This window comes from Streptomyces naganishii JCM 4654 (genome assembly GCF_014650575.1).
Taxonomy (GTDB): Bacteria; Actinomycetota; Actinomycetes; order Streptomycetales; family Streptomycetaceae; genus Streptomyces; species Streptomyces naganishii.
Genome location: NZ_BMVF01000015.1, coordinates 40,323 through 55,745, shown reverse-complemented (window position 1 = coordinate 55,745; position 15,423 = coordinate 40,323). Strand labels below are relative to the sequence as shown.

12 protein-coding genes are annotated in these 15,423 nt (G+C 72.9%); 6 read left to right on the top strand and 6 right to left on the bottom strand.

Annotation, left to right across the window (positions count from 1 at the left end; genetic code table 11):
* Positions 1-158 precede the first annotated feature (158 nt).
* A complete protein-coding gene (ilvA, locus tag IE217_RS24955; RefSeq protein WP_190180187.1) occupies positions 159-1,388 on the bottom strand; it encodes a threonine ammonia-lyase in 1,230 nt (409 codons plus the stop codon).
* 165 nt (positions 1,389-1,553) lie between these two features.
* On the opposite strand from ilvA, the gene IE217_RS24950 reads away from it, so the two are divergent.
* The 3 genes from IE217_RS24950 (at position 1,554) to IE217_RS24940 (ending at position 3,020) form a co-directional block, all read left to right on the top strand.
* The gene (locus IE217_RS24950; RefSeq protein WP_190180186.1) at positions 1,554-2,063 is read left to right on the top strand and encodes a MarR family winged helix-turn-helix transcriptional regulator; all 510 of its coding nucleotides are present in this window, start codon (positions 1,554-1,556) and stop codon (positions 2,061-2,063) included.
* 152 nt (positions 2,064-2,215) lie between these two features.
* Positions 2,216-2,719 (top strand): sigma factor-like helix-turn-helix DNA-binding protein, encoded by a 504-nt coding sequence (locus tag IE217_RS24945; RefSeq protein ID WP_190180185.1) that lies wholly within the window; start codon positions 2,216-2,218, stop codon positions 2,717-2,719.
* Between the two features lie 52 nt (positions 2,720-2,771).
* Positions 2,772-3,020: a hypothetical protein gene (locus IE217_RS24940; RefSeq protein WP_190180184.1), complete on the top strand. Its 249-nt coding sequence runs from the start codon at positions 2,772-2,774 to the stop codon at positions 3,018-3,020.
* 10 nt (positions 3,021-3,030) lie between these two features.
* Here the strand turns inward: IE217_RS24940 and IE217_RS24935 are convergent, their stop codons facing one another.
* Positions 3,031-4,185, bottom strand: a complete 1,155-nt coding sequence (locus tag IE217_RS24935) for a cystathionine gamma-synthase (RefSeq protein WP_190180183.1) — start codon at positions 4,183-4,185, stop codon at positions 3,031-3,033.
* A gap of 126 nt (positions 4,186-4,311) precedes the next feature.
* Here IE217_RS24935 and IE217_RS24930 point away from each other — a divergent pair, with 126 nt between their 5' ends.
* Positions 4,312-5,430, top strand: a complete 1,119-nt coding sequence (locus tag IE217_RS24930) for a hypothetical protein (RefSeq protein WP_190180182.1) — start codon at positions 4,312-4,314, stop codon at positions 5,428-5,430.
* 201 nt (positions 5,431-5,631) lie between these two features.
* Positions 5,632-6,126 carry a hypothetical protein gene (locus IE217_RS24925; protein WP_190180181.1) on the top strand — a complete coding sequence of 165 codons (495 nt, stop codon included), beginning with the start codon at positions 5,632-5,634 and terminating at the stop codon, positions 6,124-6,126.
* Here IE217_RS24925 and IE217_RS24920 read toward each other — a convergent pair.
* Both IE217_RS24920 and IE217_RS24915 read right to left on the bottom strand, forming a co-directional pair.
* Entirely contained in the window at positions 6,105-7,097 is a 993-nt protein-coding gene (locus tag IE217_RS24920) for a hypothetical protein (protein WP_190180180.1), read from the bottom strand. The genes IE217_RS24925 and IE217_RS24920 overlap by 22 nt on opposite strands.
* A gap of 784 nt (positions 7,098-7,881) precedes the next feature.
* Entirely contained in the window at positions 7,882-8,922 is a 1,041-nt protein-coding gene (locus IE217_RS24915; RefSeq protein ID WP_190180179.1) for an NAD(P)-dependent alcohol dehydrogenase, read from the bottom strand.
* Between the two features lie 189 nt (positions 8,923-9,111).
* On the opposite strand from IE217_RS24915, the gene IE217_RS24910 reads away from it, so the two are divergent.
* On the top strand, positions 9,112-10,023 hold the full coding sequence (locus IE217_RS24910) for a helix-turn-helix domain-containing protein (RefSeq protein WP_190180178.1): 912 nt from the start codon (positions 9,112-9,114) through the stop codon (positions 10,021-10,023).
* Between the two features lie 81 nt (positions 10,024-10,104).
* Here the strand turns inward: IE217_RS24910 and IE217_RS24905 are convergent, their stop codons facing one another.
* Both IE217_RS24905 and IE217_RS24900 read right to left on the bottom strand, forming a co-directional pair.
* Positions 10,105-13,428, bottom strand: a complete 3,324-nt coding sequence (locus tag IE217_RS24905; RefSeq protein WP_229865591.1) for a S8 family peptidase — start codon at positions 13,426-13,428, stop codon at positions 10,105-10,107.
* Between the two features lie 277 nt (positions 13,429-13,705).
* Positions 13,706-14,950 (bottom strand): L,D-transpeptidase, encoded by a 1,245-nt coding sequence (locus IE217_RS24900; protein ID WP_229865590.1) that lies wholly within the window; start codon positions 14,948-14,950, stop codon positions 13,706-13,708.
* Between the last annotated feature and the right edge of the window lie 473 nt (positions 14,951-15,423).

Below are 15,423 nucleotides of genomic sequence, written 5' to 3'. Positions count from 1 at the left end.
GCAGCGCTCGCGCAGTGCACCGCGAGCGGTGCGGCCACGCGACACACCATAACGCGATGTATCGCGTCTCTCAATGGATTTGCCCGAACGGGTGACGAAGGGCTTTCCGGCCCGCGACTCGGGCCGCCGGAGTCGCCGGCGGCTCGCGCCGCGGCGCCTCAGTCGATGACCGTGTAGCCGGCGTCGCGCAGTGCCTGGCCGACCTCGGCGCAGTGCGCCGGTCCCTTCGTCTCCAGGTGCAGCTCCACCTCCGCCTCCGTGAGCCCGAGCCGCGGGTCGGTCCGTACGTGGCTCACATCGAGGACGTTAGCGTCGGCCACTGACAACACCCCCAGAAGCGTGGCGAGGGCGCCGGGACGGTCCGTCAGCCGCAGCCGTACCGCCAGGTAGCGGCCCTGCGCGGCCATGCCGTGCCGCAGGACGCGCTGGAGCAGCACCGGATCGACGTTGCCGCCCGACAGCACCGCCACGACCGGGCCCTCGATCCCCTCGCCGCCGCCGAGCAGCGCCGCGACCGGGCTGGCGCCGGCCGGCTCGACGACCAGCTTGGCCCGCTCCAGGCACAGCAGCAGCGCCGCGGAGAGCTGGTCCTCGCCGACCGTGCGGACCTCGTCGACCAGCTCCTCGACGATCGCGAAGGGCACCTCGCCCGGCCGGCCGACCTTGATCCCGTCGGCCATCGTCGCCGGGTTCTCGATCGCCACCGGCCGCCCGGCCGCCAGCGAGGGCGGATACGCCGCCGAGCCCTCGGCCTGCACGCCGATGATCCGCACGTCCGGCTTGAGCGACTTCACCGCCACCGCGATCCCGGCCGCGAGCCCGCCGCCGCCGATGCCGACGACGATCGTGCGCACCTGCGGGCACTGCTCGAGGATCTCCAGCCCCACCGTGCCCTGGCCCGCGATGACGTCCGGGTGGTCGAAGGGGTGGATGAAGACGGCGCCGGTCCGCTCCGCGTGCTCCTGGGCGGCGGCCAGCGTCTCGTCGACCACCTGGCCGTGCAGGCGCACCTCCGCGCCGTAGTCCCGGGTCGCGCTGATCTTGGGCAGCGGGGCGCCCTTGGGCATGAACACCGTGGAGTGCACGCCGAGCAGCGAGGACGCGAGCGCGACGCCCTGCGCGTGGTTCCCCGCGCTCGCGGCCACCACGCCCGCGGCGCGCTCCTCGGGCAGCAGCCCGGCGATGCGGACGTAGGCGCCGCGCAGCTTGAACGAACCCGTCCGCTGGAGGTTCTCGCACTTCAGCAGCACCGGCGCGCCCACCAGCTGGGACAGGTGCCTGCTGCCTTCCATCGCGGTCACGCGCGCGATCCCGGAGAGCATCTTCTGGGCACCGAGCACGTCGTCGAGGGTGACCGAACGCAGGGAGCCGGCCGTGCTGTAGCTCATGCCCCAAGTCTCGCAGTTCACGGGCCGCGGACGGCGGTGTGACCAACCTCCGAGACCGGATTGCGCAGCGCCGGTACGGCCCGTGCCCCGGCCGCGTACCCTGTCCCCCAACCCAAGCAGCCGCCCTTCAGAAGTGAGCCCCCGGCCATGCCCACAACACCTGAAATGTCGATGGACATGACGACCGTCGGTGACACCGGTCTTCTCGACATCCTCCAGCACGAGGTGGCGGTGTTCGCCCGGCGTGCCGAACAGACCCGGCTCGGCGGGGTCGGGCAGGTGCGCAACTCCATGGACCGCGCCGCGTACCTCCTGCTCAACCGCCTGGACAAGGAGGGCCCGATGGGCGTCAAGGCGCTCGCCGCGAGCATGGGCATCGACTCCTCCACGGTCACCCGCCAGGTGGCGCCGCTCGTCGACACCGGGCTGGTCAAGCGCACCTCGCACCCCGAGGACGGCCGGGCGGTGGTGCTTCAGCTGTCCCCGCGCGGGCTGTCGCGGCTGGACGAGGTGCGCACCTCCAGGCGGCAGCTGATGGCCGAGCTGACCGGGGAGTGGTCGCCGGAGGAACGCGAGACGTTCTGCTCCCTGCTGACCCGCTTCAACCACGCCCTGTCCGCCCGGCAGGCATCCCCGTCGGTGCCGCCGGCGGAGGCGACGACCCCGGCGTCGTAGGAACCCCGCGGTGCGCGGGCGCCCGGCGCGCGACTCTTGACCGGCGGCCCCCGCCTGGCCTCAGATGAGACCGGGCCCCCAGTCGCACGCGGTCGCGCATGCCGTACGCGGACGGGCCCGGTCCCTCACGATCGCCCTCGGGGGGAGGCGCGGTGCGAGAACGGCAGGCGTCCCACGACGCTCGCCCGGCCCGGGAGTTCGAGGCGTTCGTCGCGGGCGCGGCCGGGCGGCTGCTGCATGCCGCCACGCTCCTCACCGCGGAGGCCCCGGACGCCAACCCGCGCGCGCGGCGCCTGCTGACCCTCGCCCTCGCGCACACGTACGCGTGCTGGCACCGGCTGCGCGGCGAGGACCCGTACGACCGCGCCCGCCAGTACCTGGCCACCCGGTACGCGCGCGAGGCGTGGCATCAGCACGCCGCGATCGGCCGGGACCGCCCGCGGCCGCCCGGCACCCTGGCCGTCCTCACGCCGCAGGAGCGGCTGATCGTCGTCCTCAGGCTGTACGAGGGCGTCGCCGAGGAGCAGGCGGCGGCCCTGCTGGGGCTGCCCACGGAACGCGTCCGCGCCATCTGCGACCGGGCGATCACCACGCTCACCCACCCGCCCCGCGGCCGCGCCCCCACGGTGCGCGGCCCGAAGGTCGCTCCGTCGTGAGCGGGGAGCGCCGGGGGAGGAAGCCAGAGGGAGGGAAGGGCAGGGGAGGGACGTGAACCGGACCGAGCGTGAGGCGGCCGTACGGCGGATCCTGGACCAGACCCCGCCGCAGGTGCCGGCGGATCTGTACGAGGACGTGGTGCGCCGCGGCGGCCGGATGCTGCGCCGCCGGACGGCCGCCCGCCGGATGCTGTGGCTGCTGCTCGTCGCCGCGGCCGTGGCCTTCACCGTGTGGGCGCTGACGGTACGCCCCTGGGTGGAGCCGCCCTCGCAGACGACCCCACCGCTGACGGGCTGGTGAGAGGCGACCGTCAGCCGAGGGCCTGCTGAAGGTCCTCGAGCAGGTCGTCGGCGTTCTCGATGCCCACCGAGAGACGGACCAGGTCGCCCGGGACCTCCAGGGCGGAGCCGGCCGCGGAGGCGTGGGTCATGCGTCCGGGGTGCTCGATCAGGGACTCGACGCCGCCCAGGGACTCGCCGAGCGTGAACACCTTGGCGCGGTTGCAGACCTCCACGGCCGCCTCCTCGCCGCCCTCGACCCGGAAGGAGACCATCCCGCCGAACGCCCGCATCTGCTTGGCGGCGACCTCGTGACCGGGGTGGTCGGGCAGGCCCGGGTACAGCACGCTCGTCACGCGCGCGTGCCGGGTGAGCATGTCGGCGATCTTCGTGGCGTTCTCGCTGTGCCGCTCCATGCGGACCGCGAGGGTCTTGGTACCGCGCAGCACCAGCCAGGAGTCGAAGGGGCCGGCGACGGCGCCCATGGCGTTCTGGTGGTACGCCAGCTCGTCGCCCAGCGCGGTGTCGCCGACGATCAGCGCGCCGCCCACGACGTCCGAGTGGCCGCCCATGTACTTGGTGAGCGAGTGCACGACCACGTCCGCGCCGAGCGCGAGGGGCTGCTGGAGGTAGGGCGTGGCGAAGGTGTTGTCGACGACGAGCCGGGCGCCCGCGTCCCGGGCGACCTGGGCCACGGCGGCGATGTCGGTGATGCCGAGCAGCGGGTTGGAGGGGGTCTCCACCCAGACGACCTTGGTCTTCGGGGTGAGGGCGGCCCGTACGGCGGCCGGGTCGCTGGTGTCGGCCACCGACCACTCCACGCCCCACCGGGAGACCACCTTGGCGAAGAGGCGGAAGGTTCCGCCGTAGGCGTCGTTGGGGATGACGACGTGGTCGCCGGGGGTGAGCAGCGTACGCAACAGGCAGTCCTCGGCCGCCAGTCCGGACGCGAAGGCGAGGCCACGGCGGCCGCCCTCGAGGGCCGCGAGGTTCTCCTCCAGCGCGGTCCTGGTCGGGTTGGCGCTGCGGCTGTACTCGTAGCCGCCGCGCAGACCGCCCACGCCGTCCTGCTTGTAGGTGGAGACCTGGTAGATCGGCGGGACGACCGCGCCGGTGAGGGGATCCGCGGTGTTGCCCGCGTGGATCGCGAGGGTCTCGAAGTGCTGACTGATGTGCCTGTCGCTCATGGGCCCGAGGGTAGTGCGCCCGCGGGCCGGGTGCCGGACGGCGGCCGCACCGCGCCGGTGGCGGGTTTTCCACAGGCTCGCGGGACGGGTTGGCCAATTGTCGGCGCTGTCTGGTTCGCTTGAGGCATGGAGATTCTCTGGGTCCTGATGGCACTGGTCATGCTGGGCTTCGTGCTGGTCCCCTTCCTGCGGCGCGGGCGGGGTGTCATCGAGCAGGTGCCGCCCGGGCACCCGGACGCCGCGGACCCGGCGAACTACGGATTCGTGCCCACGGAGGAGCTGGACGTCCGCATGCCCGGCCCCGACCAGGACCTGCTGGACGTGCTGGAGTTGGTGCAGCGCACGCAGGACTACCGCGCGGCCTCCCAGCTGCTCGCGGGCACCGAGGCGGCGGGCGAGCTGCGCTGGCAGCGCGTGCAGGCCTTCGCCGGGGCCGCCTCGCTGGAGCTGCGGCAGCGGCCGGGCGGGATACACGAGACGCCCGGCGGGCAGTGGCTGAGGGTGTGGCGGGCCGAGGCCCCCAAGGACGCGGGCGGCGCGGCGGTGCAGGCCGAGTTCCTGGTGCAGCAGGCGTGGCGTACGTCGACGCCGGGGACGGACGAGTTCCGGATCATCATGGAGGAGGCCAGGGACGTCTGCGGCCAGGCCGCGCTGCTCGCCCCGGGCGACCCCGTGCCGTACATCGTCGAGCTGTCGGTGGCGCGCGGACTGGGCTACTCGCAGCCCGAGTTCGAGCAGCTCTGGCTGAAGATCCTCGACCGCGCCCCGGCGCACATGGGGGCGCACCTGGCCGCCCTGCACTACTGGTGCGAGAAGTGGCACGGCTCGCGCAAGCTCGCGATGGAGTTCGCCGAGGCGGCCGCCGCCCGCGCGCCGCGCGGGTCACTGCTCGCGGCCATGCCCCTGTTCGCGGTCTTCGAGCACTTGCCCGAGGTGAACCTCGTCAGCGGCTTCTACCAGAGCGAGGTCGTCACCAAGGCGATCCACGGCGCGCTGTTCGCGGTGCACGCGGCCCGCCCCGGCGACCCGATGCTCGCGCACGTCCGTCACCTGCTGGTCTTCTTCCTGGTCCGCTCCGAGCGCTGGGCGGAGGCCATGAACCAGCTCATACACGTCGACGGCCACGTCGGCGCCCTCCCCTGGACCCTGTCCCCGGACCCGGCGGCCGAGTTCGCCGTCCACCGCGCCCTGGCGGTGGCCGGGTACGAAGCCAACGGCGGCAGCCCGGCGACACTCGCGGGCTGACCTCCGGCCCACCGCGAACCACTCAGGTCCGCTCGGGACCTGCCGGTGCCGTCCGGTCTCCGCCTCCGGCGCCATACCCCGCGGGACGACTCCGTCCAGCGACAGCGCTCCCGCACGCGCCGTGCGCCGGGATCCGCGCCGCGTGGGGCGTGGTCCAGAGGGGAAGGGCTACGGACGCGGGGCGGGAAGAGGAGGATGTCGGTGGAGTTCGGGGACTTCACGGTCCGGTTCCGGCCGGTGATCCGGGCCAAGCTGGACTGGGGGCGGCTGGCGGACGTGGGGGCCGGGGTCCGGGTGGAGACGGTGACCGGGGGCGCGGCCAGGCGGTGCCTGGCGGGGCTGTTCACCGTCTGGTACGCCGACGCCCGGGGCGCGGACAGCAGGTGGAACTCTCCGGGGAGCCATCCGCTGCGGGTGGGTTCGGCCGGGCGTACGCTGCCCAGCTGGCCCGAGGGCCGCAGGCGCGCCGTCGACGCGCTGGCGCGGGAGTACGCCGGGGGGCCGGGGCCGGTGCCGCTCACCCTGCCCACGTACCGGGTCGGTGAGGACTGCCATGTCCTCCTCGACGGCAACCACCGTGCCGTGGCGGCCCACCGGGCGGGCGGGGACGTCGAGCTGACACTGTGGGCGCTGACCGGGCCCGTGTGCGAGGGCATACTGCCCGACCTGCGCCACTACGCGGCCCCGCTCGCCTGACGGCCGACACCCGCACCACCCGCCCGAGCGCCGGCACCGGCGCCCGCACCCGCACCCGCAGCCGCACCCGCATCGGGGCCGGAACCGGCGTCGGGGTCGGAGCCGGGGGCGGCGTCGGGGTCGGAGCCGGTGTCCCCCTCCTCGTCGTCCGGCTCCGCCGGGAACGCGGGCCCGGGGAGCCTGGCCGCGGCGAGCCGCATCTCGTGGTCCTCCACGAGGTTCCGCAGCGCCTCCCAGCACTCCGTGCGGCGCAGGCGCAGCACCTGGGCGAAGGTGAGGGCCGCCGTGGCCGCCGCGACCAGCGCGCTCGTCGCGGCGGCCACCACGCTCAGAGGGGCCAGGGTAATCAGGGCCCAGGTGCCGAGGATCAGCGGCGCCGGCGTGGAGAGGAGGATGTTGATCTCCGCCTCGGTGGCGTCCGGCGCGAGTCCGGGATTGTGCTCCCGCAGCCACAACTTGGCGTAGGTGAAGGCCTCGTAGGCGTTGCCGCCGCGCAGGGCGCCGCCCGGCCGGCGCAGTAATTGCGCCGGGGTGGAGGCACTGTGCGCGGGGTCGAGCAGGTGCCGCAGCAAGGGGTGCGTCCGCAGGCAGCGGCGCAGGGCCGTACGCCCGTAGACGGCCTCCAGTTCACCGTGCAGCGAGCCGAGCGACGACCGGTGCTTCGGGCTGAGCCGCTCCGCGAGGCCGAGGAGGCGGAAGGCGAGCTCCCGGCCGACGTAGCCCAGGATGTAGGCGAAGGCCAGCCAGGAGACGTCGACCAGGACCATGGCCGGACCCCGGAGCGCGCGCACGGCCTCGCCCAGGGCCGCGCCCGCGTCCCCGGGGTGGCGGGCGTGCAGCATGAGCGCGGCCAGGCAGGTCACGGCGACCAGGCCGGGCACGAGGACGGAGGTCAGCTGTACGGAGACGTAGAAGGCGAACCGCCGCCCCGCCGCGGCCTTCCCGGCGGTGACCGCCGTCAATGGATCCATGGCTCCCCGCCCCACCCCCGGCAGATCCAACGGGTCCGGCGCCGCCGACAGGCCACGGCCATGGGCCGGTGGTCGCGCCCACCCGTCACGGGCCGGGCCCCCGGCCACGGTATCGGCCCGCCGGGCCGCCCGCCACAGCCCGGCATCCGGCGACCGGCCGCCCCGCCACAGCCCGGCCACCGCCCACCGGGCCCCACCCACCAGGTCACCCGCCCCGCTCGCCTGCACCCGCTCGCCTGCCTGCCCGTCCGCCGGCATCCGGCGACCGGTCAACCGCAGCAACCGGCCACCGGCCACCGGCAGCCCGGCCACCGCCCACCGGGCCCCGCCCACCAGGCCACCCGCCCCGCTCGCCTGCACCCGCTCGCCTGCCTGCCCGTCCGCCGGCATCCGGCGACCGGTCAACCGCAGCAACCGGCCACCGGCCACCGGCCACCGGCAGCCCGGCCACCGCCCACCGGGCCCCTCCCACCAGGCCACCCGCCCCGCTCGCCTGCACCCGCTCGCCTGCCTGCCCGTCCGCCGGCATCCGGCGACCTGCCGGCCCGCTACGGCCCGGCCACCGGCCCTGCCTGCCCGCCCGGCATCCGGCGACCGGTCAACCGCCGCTACCGGCCACCGGTCACCGGCCGCCCGGCGGTCACGCCCTCAACAGCCCGGCCGCCGAGCCGCCCCGCCACCGAGCCACCGACCGGCGCAGCCCCGCCCGCCGGGCCGCACAGTCACCCGACCGCGCGGCCCGGCCCGGTGCGCCCCGGTGCGCGCAAGGACCGGGCGCCGTGCGTCAGATCGTCGCCGTGTCGATCACGAAGCGGTAGCGGACGTCGCTGTTCAGGACGCGCTCGTACGCCTCGTTGATCCGGTCCGCGCCGATGAGCTCGATCTCGGCGCCGAGGCCGTGCTCCGCGCAGAAGTCGAGCATCTCCTGGGTCTCGGGGATGCCACCGATGTTGGAGCTGGTCAGGACGCGGCGGTTGCCGAAGATCGCGGAGAGTTCGATGCGGACCGGCTCCTCGGGCAGGCCCACGTTGACCATGGCGCCCTCGGTGCGCAGCAGCGAGAGGTAGGCGGCGAAGTCCAGCGGGGCGGAGACGGTGTTGAGGACGACGTCGAAGGTGCCGCGCAGGTCCTCGAAGGTCTGCGGGTCGCTGGTGGCGCGGTAGTGGTCGGCGCCGAGCCGGAGGCCGTCGTCCTTCTTGCGCAGGGACTGGGACAGCACGGTCACCTCGGCGCCCATCGCGTGCGCGATCTTGACGCCCATGTGGCCGAGGCCGCCGAGCCCGACCACGGCGACCTTCTTGCCGGGGCCGACGCCGAAGTGCTTCAGCGGGGAGTACGTGGTGATGCCGGCGCACAGCAGCGGGGCGGCCACGTCGAGGGAGAGGCCGTCGGGGATGCGGACGACGTAGTTCTCGTCGACGACGATCTTCTCGCTGTAGCCGCCGTAGGTCGGCTCGCCGTCCTTGCCGACGGCGTTGTACGTCCACACCGGGCCCTCGGCGCAGTACTGCTGGAGGCCGGCCCTGCAGTTGTCGCACTCGCGGCAGGAGTCGACCATGCAGCCGACGCCCACGCGGTCGCCCACGGCGTACTTGGTGACGCCCGGGCCGACCTCGGAGACGACGCCGGCGATCTCGTGGCCGGGGACCATGGGGAAGGTCGCCTTGCCCCAGCCCTCGCGTGCCTGGTGGATGTCGGAGTGACAGATACCGGCGAACTTGATGTCGATCAGCACATCGAACTCGCCCACGGCGCGGCGCTCGATGGTGGTGCGCTCCAGCGGAGCCTTGGCGGCGGGTGCGGCGTATGCGGCAACGGTGGTCATGCCGGGATTCTCCGGTTCTTCCGTTCAGTGGTTCAGCGGTTGTCGGCGCCTGGCCGGTGTTCCGGCCGGGCGCTCTTCCAGCGTGCCCCAGCGTCCGGTGTTCACCCAGGTCCCGCCTCTGCGTACGCCCGCCGTGCCTACCACTGGCGGGGTCAGGCCGCCGTGCGTAGGACCGGGGATACTTGACATATGGACGAGCGGCCCGATCTTCCCCAGGACGCCGGCGGGCTGGACCGCCGTGCCGAGCTGAGCGAGTTCCTGCGCACCCGCCGGGCCCGGCTGCGGCCGGAGGACGTCGGCCTCGCGCACTACGGGCGGCAGCGCAGGGTGCCCGGGCTGCGCCGCGAGGAGCTGGCCCAGCTGGCCGGGGTGTCGGTGGCGTACTACACCCGGCTGGAACAGGGCAACGGGCGCAACGTCTCGGCGGAGATCCTGGACTCCATCGCCCGCGCGCTGCGGCTCTCCGACGCCGAGCACGCCCATCTCACGCACCTGGCCAAGCCCAAGCACAAGAAGAAGCAGGCCGCGCGCACCCCGCAGGTGCGGTCCGGGCTGCGGCAGCTGCTGGACACCATGGACGAGGTGCCGGCGTACATCGTGGGGCGGCGCTCGGAGCTGCTGGCGTGGAACCGGATGGCGGCCGCCGTGTTCGGCGACTGGTCGCTGGTGCCGGCGCAGGAGCGGACCTGGGCGCGGATGGTCTTCCTCAACCCCGAGTACCGGGACCTGTACATCGACTGGGAGCAGAAGGCGATCGACGTGGTGTGCGGGCTGCGCATGGAGGCCGGCTGCTATCCCGACGACCCCCGGCTCTCCGCGCTGGTGGGCGAGCTGTCGGTCAAGAGCGAGGACTTCCGGCGGCTGTGGGCCACTCACGACGTCAAGGAGAAGAGTCACGGCGTCAAGCGGCTGCGCCACCCGCTGGTGGGGGAACTGGCCCTGCAGTACCAGTCGTTCAAGCTCGCCGACGACGCCGATCAGTCCCTGACGCTGTACCACGCCGAGCCCGGTTCCCCCTCGGCGCAGGCGCTGCGCCTGCTGGCGAGCTGGGGCGCGGACGCCACCCGGGCGGGGACGGCGAGCCCGCACCCCGGAGGCTGAGAGTGCCGGCGACGGGCGCGGCCCGCCGGGAGGAGTCCTCCCGGCGGGCCGCCCCGTTCCGTCACCGTCCGCGGCGGCGGATCACTTGCCGTAGTACGCGTTGTAGATCGACAGCGTCGACTGGTTGCCCTTCTTGTCGACGACCTCGGCGCGGAAGGAGACGCTCTTGCCCTTCGCCGGGTTCCTCAGCGTGATCCGGCCGCCGGTGACCTTGACCTTCTTCCAGGTCCTGCCCTGGTCGTAGGAGATCCAGACGGTCAGGGACTTGAGGTTGGCGCCGCGTGCCGCGCCCTCCACCGAGACCGGCAGGCTGACCTGCTTGCCGGCGGGGACGCGGCTGTCCAGGCCGGTGGCGGCGTCGAAGCGGACGGTGGAGGCGGGCAGCTGGGCCACGCCCGCACCGGACGGCTTCCTGGAGCGGAAGGTCCAGCTCGCGTCGATGCGGGTGGACGCGTCCGCGACCTTGGTGCTGCGGCTGACCGAGGTGGTGAGCCGGTAGGCGGCGTCGCCGGCCGGGACCCTGAACGCCTTGCCGCCGAAGAGCGGGTCGTCGTTCGAGCCGACCTTGGCGCCGTTGCGGTAGAGCGTCGTGGTCACCTTGGTGAAGGTGGACGAGCCGGCGTGCTGGTCGCCGTCGGCGAACAGCGGCACGAACCCGTAGAGGTCGTCGCCGTCGCGGAAGATGCCGTAGTCGGCGTTGAGGTGGGGGCCGAAGACGGCCGTGTTGAAGACCTTCTCGTAGCTCGTGCCGGCCTTGAAGGTCTGCGGGGCGCCCAGTGTGTAGTAGGCGTCGGCGAGCGGGAAGCCGTCCTGGTCGACTCCGCCGTCCTGTTCGAAGTCGAGGCCCCACTTGACGCCGCCCTGCGTGGACAGGTGCAGGGTGCGGGTGCCGGGGATGGGCTGCGGGAGGCCGACGGAGCTGGTGCCGAAGCTGTCGGGCAGCCAGCCGGCGGCGCTGACCACGCCCTTCTTGCCGCGTGCCGAGGCGCCCATGCCGACCTTGACGGTGGCCAGTTCACCGGCCTTGTAGTGCCTGGAGTAGCCGGTGGCGAGCCGCTTGACCCGGTTCACCACGGTCGTGTCGTACTGCTCCTTGCCGCCCGCGCTCCAGTGGCCGTCCCACTGCTGGGAGAGCGAGCCGTCGGTGACCGCCGGACCGAGGTGCGCGGTGCGGAAGTTGGCGTACGTCTGAAGGAACCAGCCGAAGCCGTAGGCGCGGTCGCCCTGCCCGACGGTGTAGGAGGCGGCGGCGAACTCGGACTTGGCCCCCTTGGCCGGGACGGTGATGTCGACGGGCCTGGCCTTGCGGGCGTCCAGCGTGACCGTGGTGTTCGCGGTGACGTCCAGCTTCGGCTGGGCGAGCCAGTCGACGCCCTTGGCGGGGTCGTCCGGGTCGACGAGGACGGAGGAGTCGAGGATGTACGTGCCCTTGGGGACGCGCACCTTGACGGTGCCGGAGGGGTCGTAGGGCGCGTAGTTCCGGCCGGCGCCGAGGCCGGCGATGCCGGACAGGGCGGCGTTGTAGTTCTTCGACGGCCTGCCGTCGCGGCCGCGGAACTTCAGCGTGACGTCGTACGACTGGATCTCGCGGATCACCGCGGCGGCCGTGCGGACGCTCTGCCCGCCGCCGGTCGCGGTGACGTACGCCGAGTAGGCGCCGTCGAGGGTGCCGCCGAGGCGGGTGTCCACGGTCAGGTTCACGGAGGCGGTGCCGCCGGCCGGGACCGTCACCTTGGTGGCGCCGAGCTTGAAGAAGCCGGCCGGGGCCGCCTTGCCCTTGGGGCCGGTGGCCGTGTCGGTGAGGGCGAGGCTGACGGGCTTGGCGCCGAGGTTGCGGTAGGTGAGCTTCTTGGTGACGGGCTTGTCGTCGGTGTGCGGCCAGGCCTGGACGCCGAAGCTCAGCGAGACCGGGTCGGCGACGACGGTCTGCTTGATGGCCTTGTCCACGGCGATCCGCCCGGCGCCCTGCTGGAACGGCGTGTACGGGCCGCCCTTGGCGGATCCGGTCAGCGCGCCCTTCAGCTCGGCGTAGCCCCACTTGGGGTGCTCCTGCTTGAGCAGCGCGGCCGCGCCGGCGACGTGCGGGGTCGCCATCGACGTACCGGAGATGGTGAGGTAGCCGGGCGGGTTCTCGCCGACCTCCTGGTCGATGACGCTGCCCTTGGCCGCGGCGGCGGTGATGTCGACGCCGGGCGCGGTCACGTCGGGCTTGATGGCGCCGTCGCCGACGCGCGGGCCGGTGGAGGAGAAGTCGGCCAGCTTGTCCTTCTTGTCGACGGCGCCCACGGTGAGGGCGGCGTCCGCGCTGCCGGGCGAACCGATGGACTCCGGGCCCGCGTTGCCGGCGGCGATGGCGAAGAGGATGCCCTTCTGGGCGGAGAGCTTGTCGACCTCCGCCTCGAGCGGGTCGACGCCGGGCGCGTCCGGGCCGCCGAGGCTGAGGTTGACGATGTCGGCGCCCTGCTGGGCGGCCCACTCCATGCCGGCGAGGATGCCGGAGTCGTCGCCGGATCCGCTGTCGTCGAGGACCTTGCCGTTGAGGATCCGGGCGCCGGGCGCCACGCCCTTGTACTTGCCCTTGGACTTGGCGCCGGTGCCCGCCGCGATGGAGGCGACGTGCGTGCCGTGGCCGTAGTGGTCCTTGGCGTCGGTGGCGGCGGAGAAGTTCCTGGCCGCGATCACCTGGGTCTTCAGGTCGGGGTGGGTGGCGTCGACGCCGGTGTCCAGGACGGCGATCTTCACGCCCTTGCCGGTGTAGCCGGCCTTCCAGGCCGCCGGGGCGCCGATCTGCGGCACGGACTTGTCGAGGCTGGCCTTGCGGACCCCGTCGAGCCAGATGTGGGCGATGCCGGCGGCGGTCTTCTGGCCGTCGGTGACCGCCTTCCACAGCGCGTGGGTGTCCGTGTCCGGGGTCTGCACCGCGTCGGCGTTCAGCGCGGTCAGGGTGCGGCGCAGGGTGCCGGAGGAGCGGACGCCGGCCCGTGCGGGGGCGGCGGCGCCCTGGTAGCCGACGATGACCTTGAGCCCGTGGCGGAAGGACCTGCGGGCGGCGGAGGTGTTCAACTCCGTGATGTCGAACAGCCGTTGGTCGAGCTTGCCGGAGGCGACCAGACGGGCGGCGTCGGCGGGCACCACGAGCGTGTGCCCGTTCACGGTGCGGACCTGGACGGGTATGTGCTCGCGCCCCCTGGCCCGTTCCAGGCCGGTCACGCGTCCCTTGGCGTCCACGGTGACGCGGTCGCCCGTGATCAGGGCGATGCTGTGGTGGGACGTGAGCCGGGCGGCGCCGGCCGGGCGCTGCCCGCCGTGTGCCGGGGCCGTGTCCGCGGCGGCCGGGCTGGTCATGCCCGCGGCGAGTGCGACGGAGGCCGCCGTGGCGACCGTGGCCGCACAGGCTCTCTTCACTTGTGTGCGCAAAACTCCCCCTGGAGCCGGTCTGCCGGGCGAATTCCCCGTTCACCCGGCCGGGGGAAGACTCGTACTGGTGCGCGTACGCCCCCCGGATCACGCAGTATGCCGGGGGGTGATCAGCCGCTCAATAGATGAGAGAAGGGTAAGAACTCCGTCGGGGAACTGTTACGTGCCCTCCCGGACTCCGTTACGTGCCGGGCCCGTCGAGGGGTCGCCGGAGAACACCGATGCCGCCCCGAAGGGCGGCACCGGCAGGGGTGTTGACGGGGCGTCAGACGGCGGAGCCGGCCTTCCACTGGGCCCAGCTCATGTTCCAGCCGTTGAGGCCGTTGTCCGGGGAGACGGTCTTGTCGCCGGTGTTGGAGACGACCACGACGTCACCGATCAGGGAGTGGCTGAAGAACCACGCGGCGGGCGTGCTCGGGTCGCCCGCGCCCTTCTTGTCCTGGAGGCCGACACAGCCGTGGCTGGTGTTGACGTTGCCGAAGACGGACGGCGCGCCCCAGTAGTTGCCGTGGATGAAGGTGCCGGAGGTGGTCAGGCGCATGGCGTGCGGCACGTCCTTGATGTCGTACTCGCCCTTGCCGTCGGAGTCCTTGAAGCCGACCGTCGCGCCGTTCATCCGGGTCTGGGTGAACTTCTCGGAGATCACCATCTGGCCCTGGTACGTGGTGTGGTCCGGGGCGCCGGCGGAGATCGGGATGGTCTTGACCGTCTTGCCGTCCTGCGTGACCTTCATCTGCTTGGTCTTGGCGTCGACGTAGGAGACCTGGTTGCGGCCGATGCGGAAGGTGACCGTCTTCTGCTGCACGCCGTACACGCCGTTCGTGCCCTGGACGCCGTCGAGGTCGAGCTTCAGCGTGACGGTGGAGCCCTCCTTCCAGTACTGCTCGGGCCGGAAGTCCAGGCGGTTGGCGCCGAACCAGTGGCCGACGACCTCCTGGCCGCTGGAGGAGGTGACGGTGATGCCCTTCTGGACGGCCGCCTTGTTGGTGATGCCCTTGTCGAAGTTGATCGAGACGGGCATGCCCACGCCGACCGTGGCGCCGTTGTCCGGCGTGAAGGAGCCGATGAAGCTGTGCGCCGGGGCGACCGTGGTGAAGGAGGCGTTCTCGTGGGCGGCGCGGCCCTTGGCGTCCGTGGCGGTCGCGGCGACCTTGTAGGTGGTGGCGCGCTCCAGCTGGACGCTGGGCTTCCAGCTCTTCTTGTCGGCGGATATCTGGCCGCTGACGGCCTTTCCGTCGGACGTGGTCATGGTGACGCCGGTGAGCGTTCCCTTGGTGACGGTGACGCCGGAGTTGTTGATGGAGGCGTTGTCGGAGCCGTCACCCGGTGTGATCTTGATCTGGGCCTCGGACGACTCCTGGGCCGCGGCCTTGTCGGCCTTGGCCTGCGAGGTGTCGCCGCCGCTGCCGCCGGAGCCGCTGCCGCTCCCGGAACAGGCAGTGAGCACCAGAACCCCGCCGAGCAGTGTCGACGCGGCCACCAGGCTCCTGCGCCGCTTACTGTCCGTCATCACACGCTTCTCCATCGTCGCCGAACCCCAAAGCCCCTCGAGTCCCCCGTCACCGAACCATCAACGCTACGACCGTTTGTTCCCGTTCCCCTCGCCGTACGGGTGTGGGGCTCACCACGTCCGCCGAGGCGGGCGGTGCGGGTGCCGGTCCCCGCGCCGGGAGAGACGACGAAACCCCGGCCGGCGGTTGCCGTCCCAGGGCGCCGACGGCCCGGCCCTCGCCGTCCCCACCGCCCTCCATCATCCCCGCCCGGAGTGCGGCCGGGGAAACCGGGGTCGGGCCCGGTGCCGACCAGTACGGACGAACGGGCCCTGAACTCCGGTGCTTTCACGGTGTCTTCCGTCACGTCACGGCGGGAGCCTTCGGACCAAAGCCCCGTGAGCCCCCCTTCACAGCTTCCGTGACTTCCAGGTTCAAACCTCCCGTGACTTTCCCGTGACCCTGGATTTTCACTACCATCAGCCCACACGGC

What these genes read in the sequence shown, in the direction of transcription:
- ilvA (WP_190180187.1), bottom strand. Translation starts at nt 1,388, where the DNA reads ATGAGCTACAGCACGGCCGGCTCCCTGCGTTCGGTCACCCTCGACGAC.
- IE217_RS24950 (WP_190180186.1), top strand. Translation starts at nt 1,554, where the DNA reads ATGTCGATGGACATGACGACCGTCGGTGACACCGGTCTTCTCGACATC.
- IE217_RS24935 (WP_190180183.1), bottom strand. Translation starts at nt 4,185, where the DNA reads ATGAGCGACAGGCACATCAGTCAGCACTTCGAGACCCTCGCGATCCAC.
- IE217_RS24930 (WP_190180182.1), top strand. Translation starts at nt 4,312, where the DNA reads ATGGAGATTCTCTGGGTCCTGATGGCACTGGTCATGCTGGGCTTCGTG.
- IE217_RS24920 (WP_190180180.1), bottom strand. Translation starts at nt 7,097, where the DNA reads ATGGATCCATTGACGGCGGTCACCGCCGGGAAGGCCGCGGCGGGGCGG.
- IE217_RS24915 (WP_190180179.1), bottom strand. Translation starts at nt 8,922, where the DNA reads ATGACCACCGTTGCCGCATACGCCGCACCCGCCGCCAAGGCTCCGCTG.
- IE217_RS24910 (WP_190180178.1), top strand. Translation starts at nt 9,112, where the DNA reads ATGGACGAGCGGCCCGATCTTCCCCAGGACGCCGGCGGGCTGGACCGC.
- IE217_RS24900 (WP_229865590.1), bottom strand. Translation starts at nt 14,950, where the DNA reads ATGACGGACAGTAAGCGGCGCAGGAGCCTGGTGGCCGCGTCGACACTG.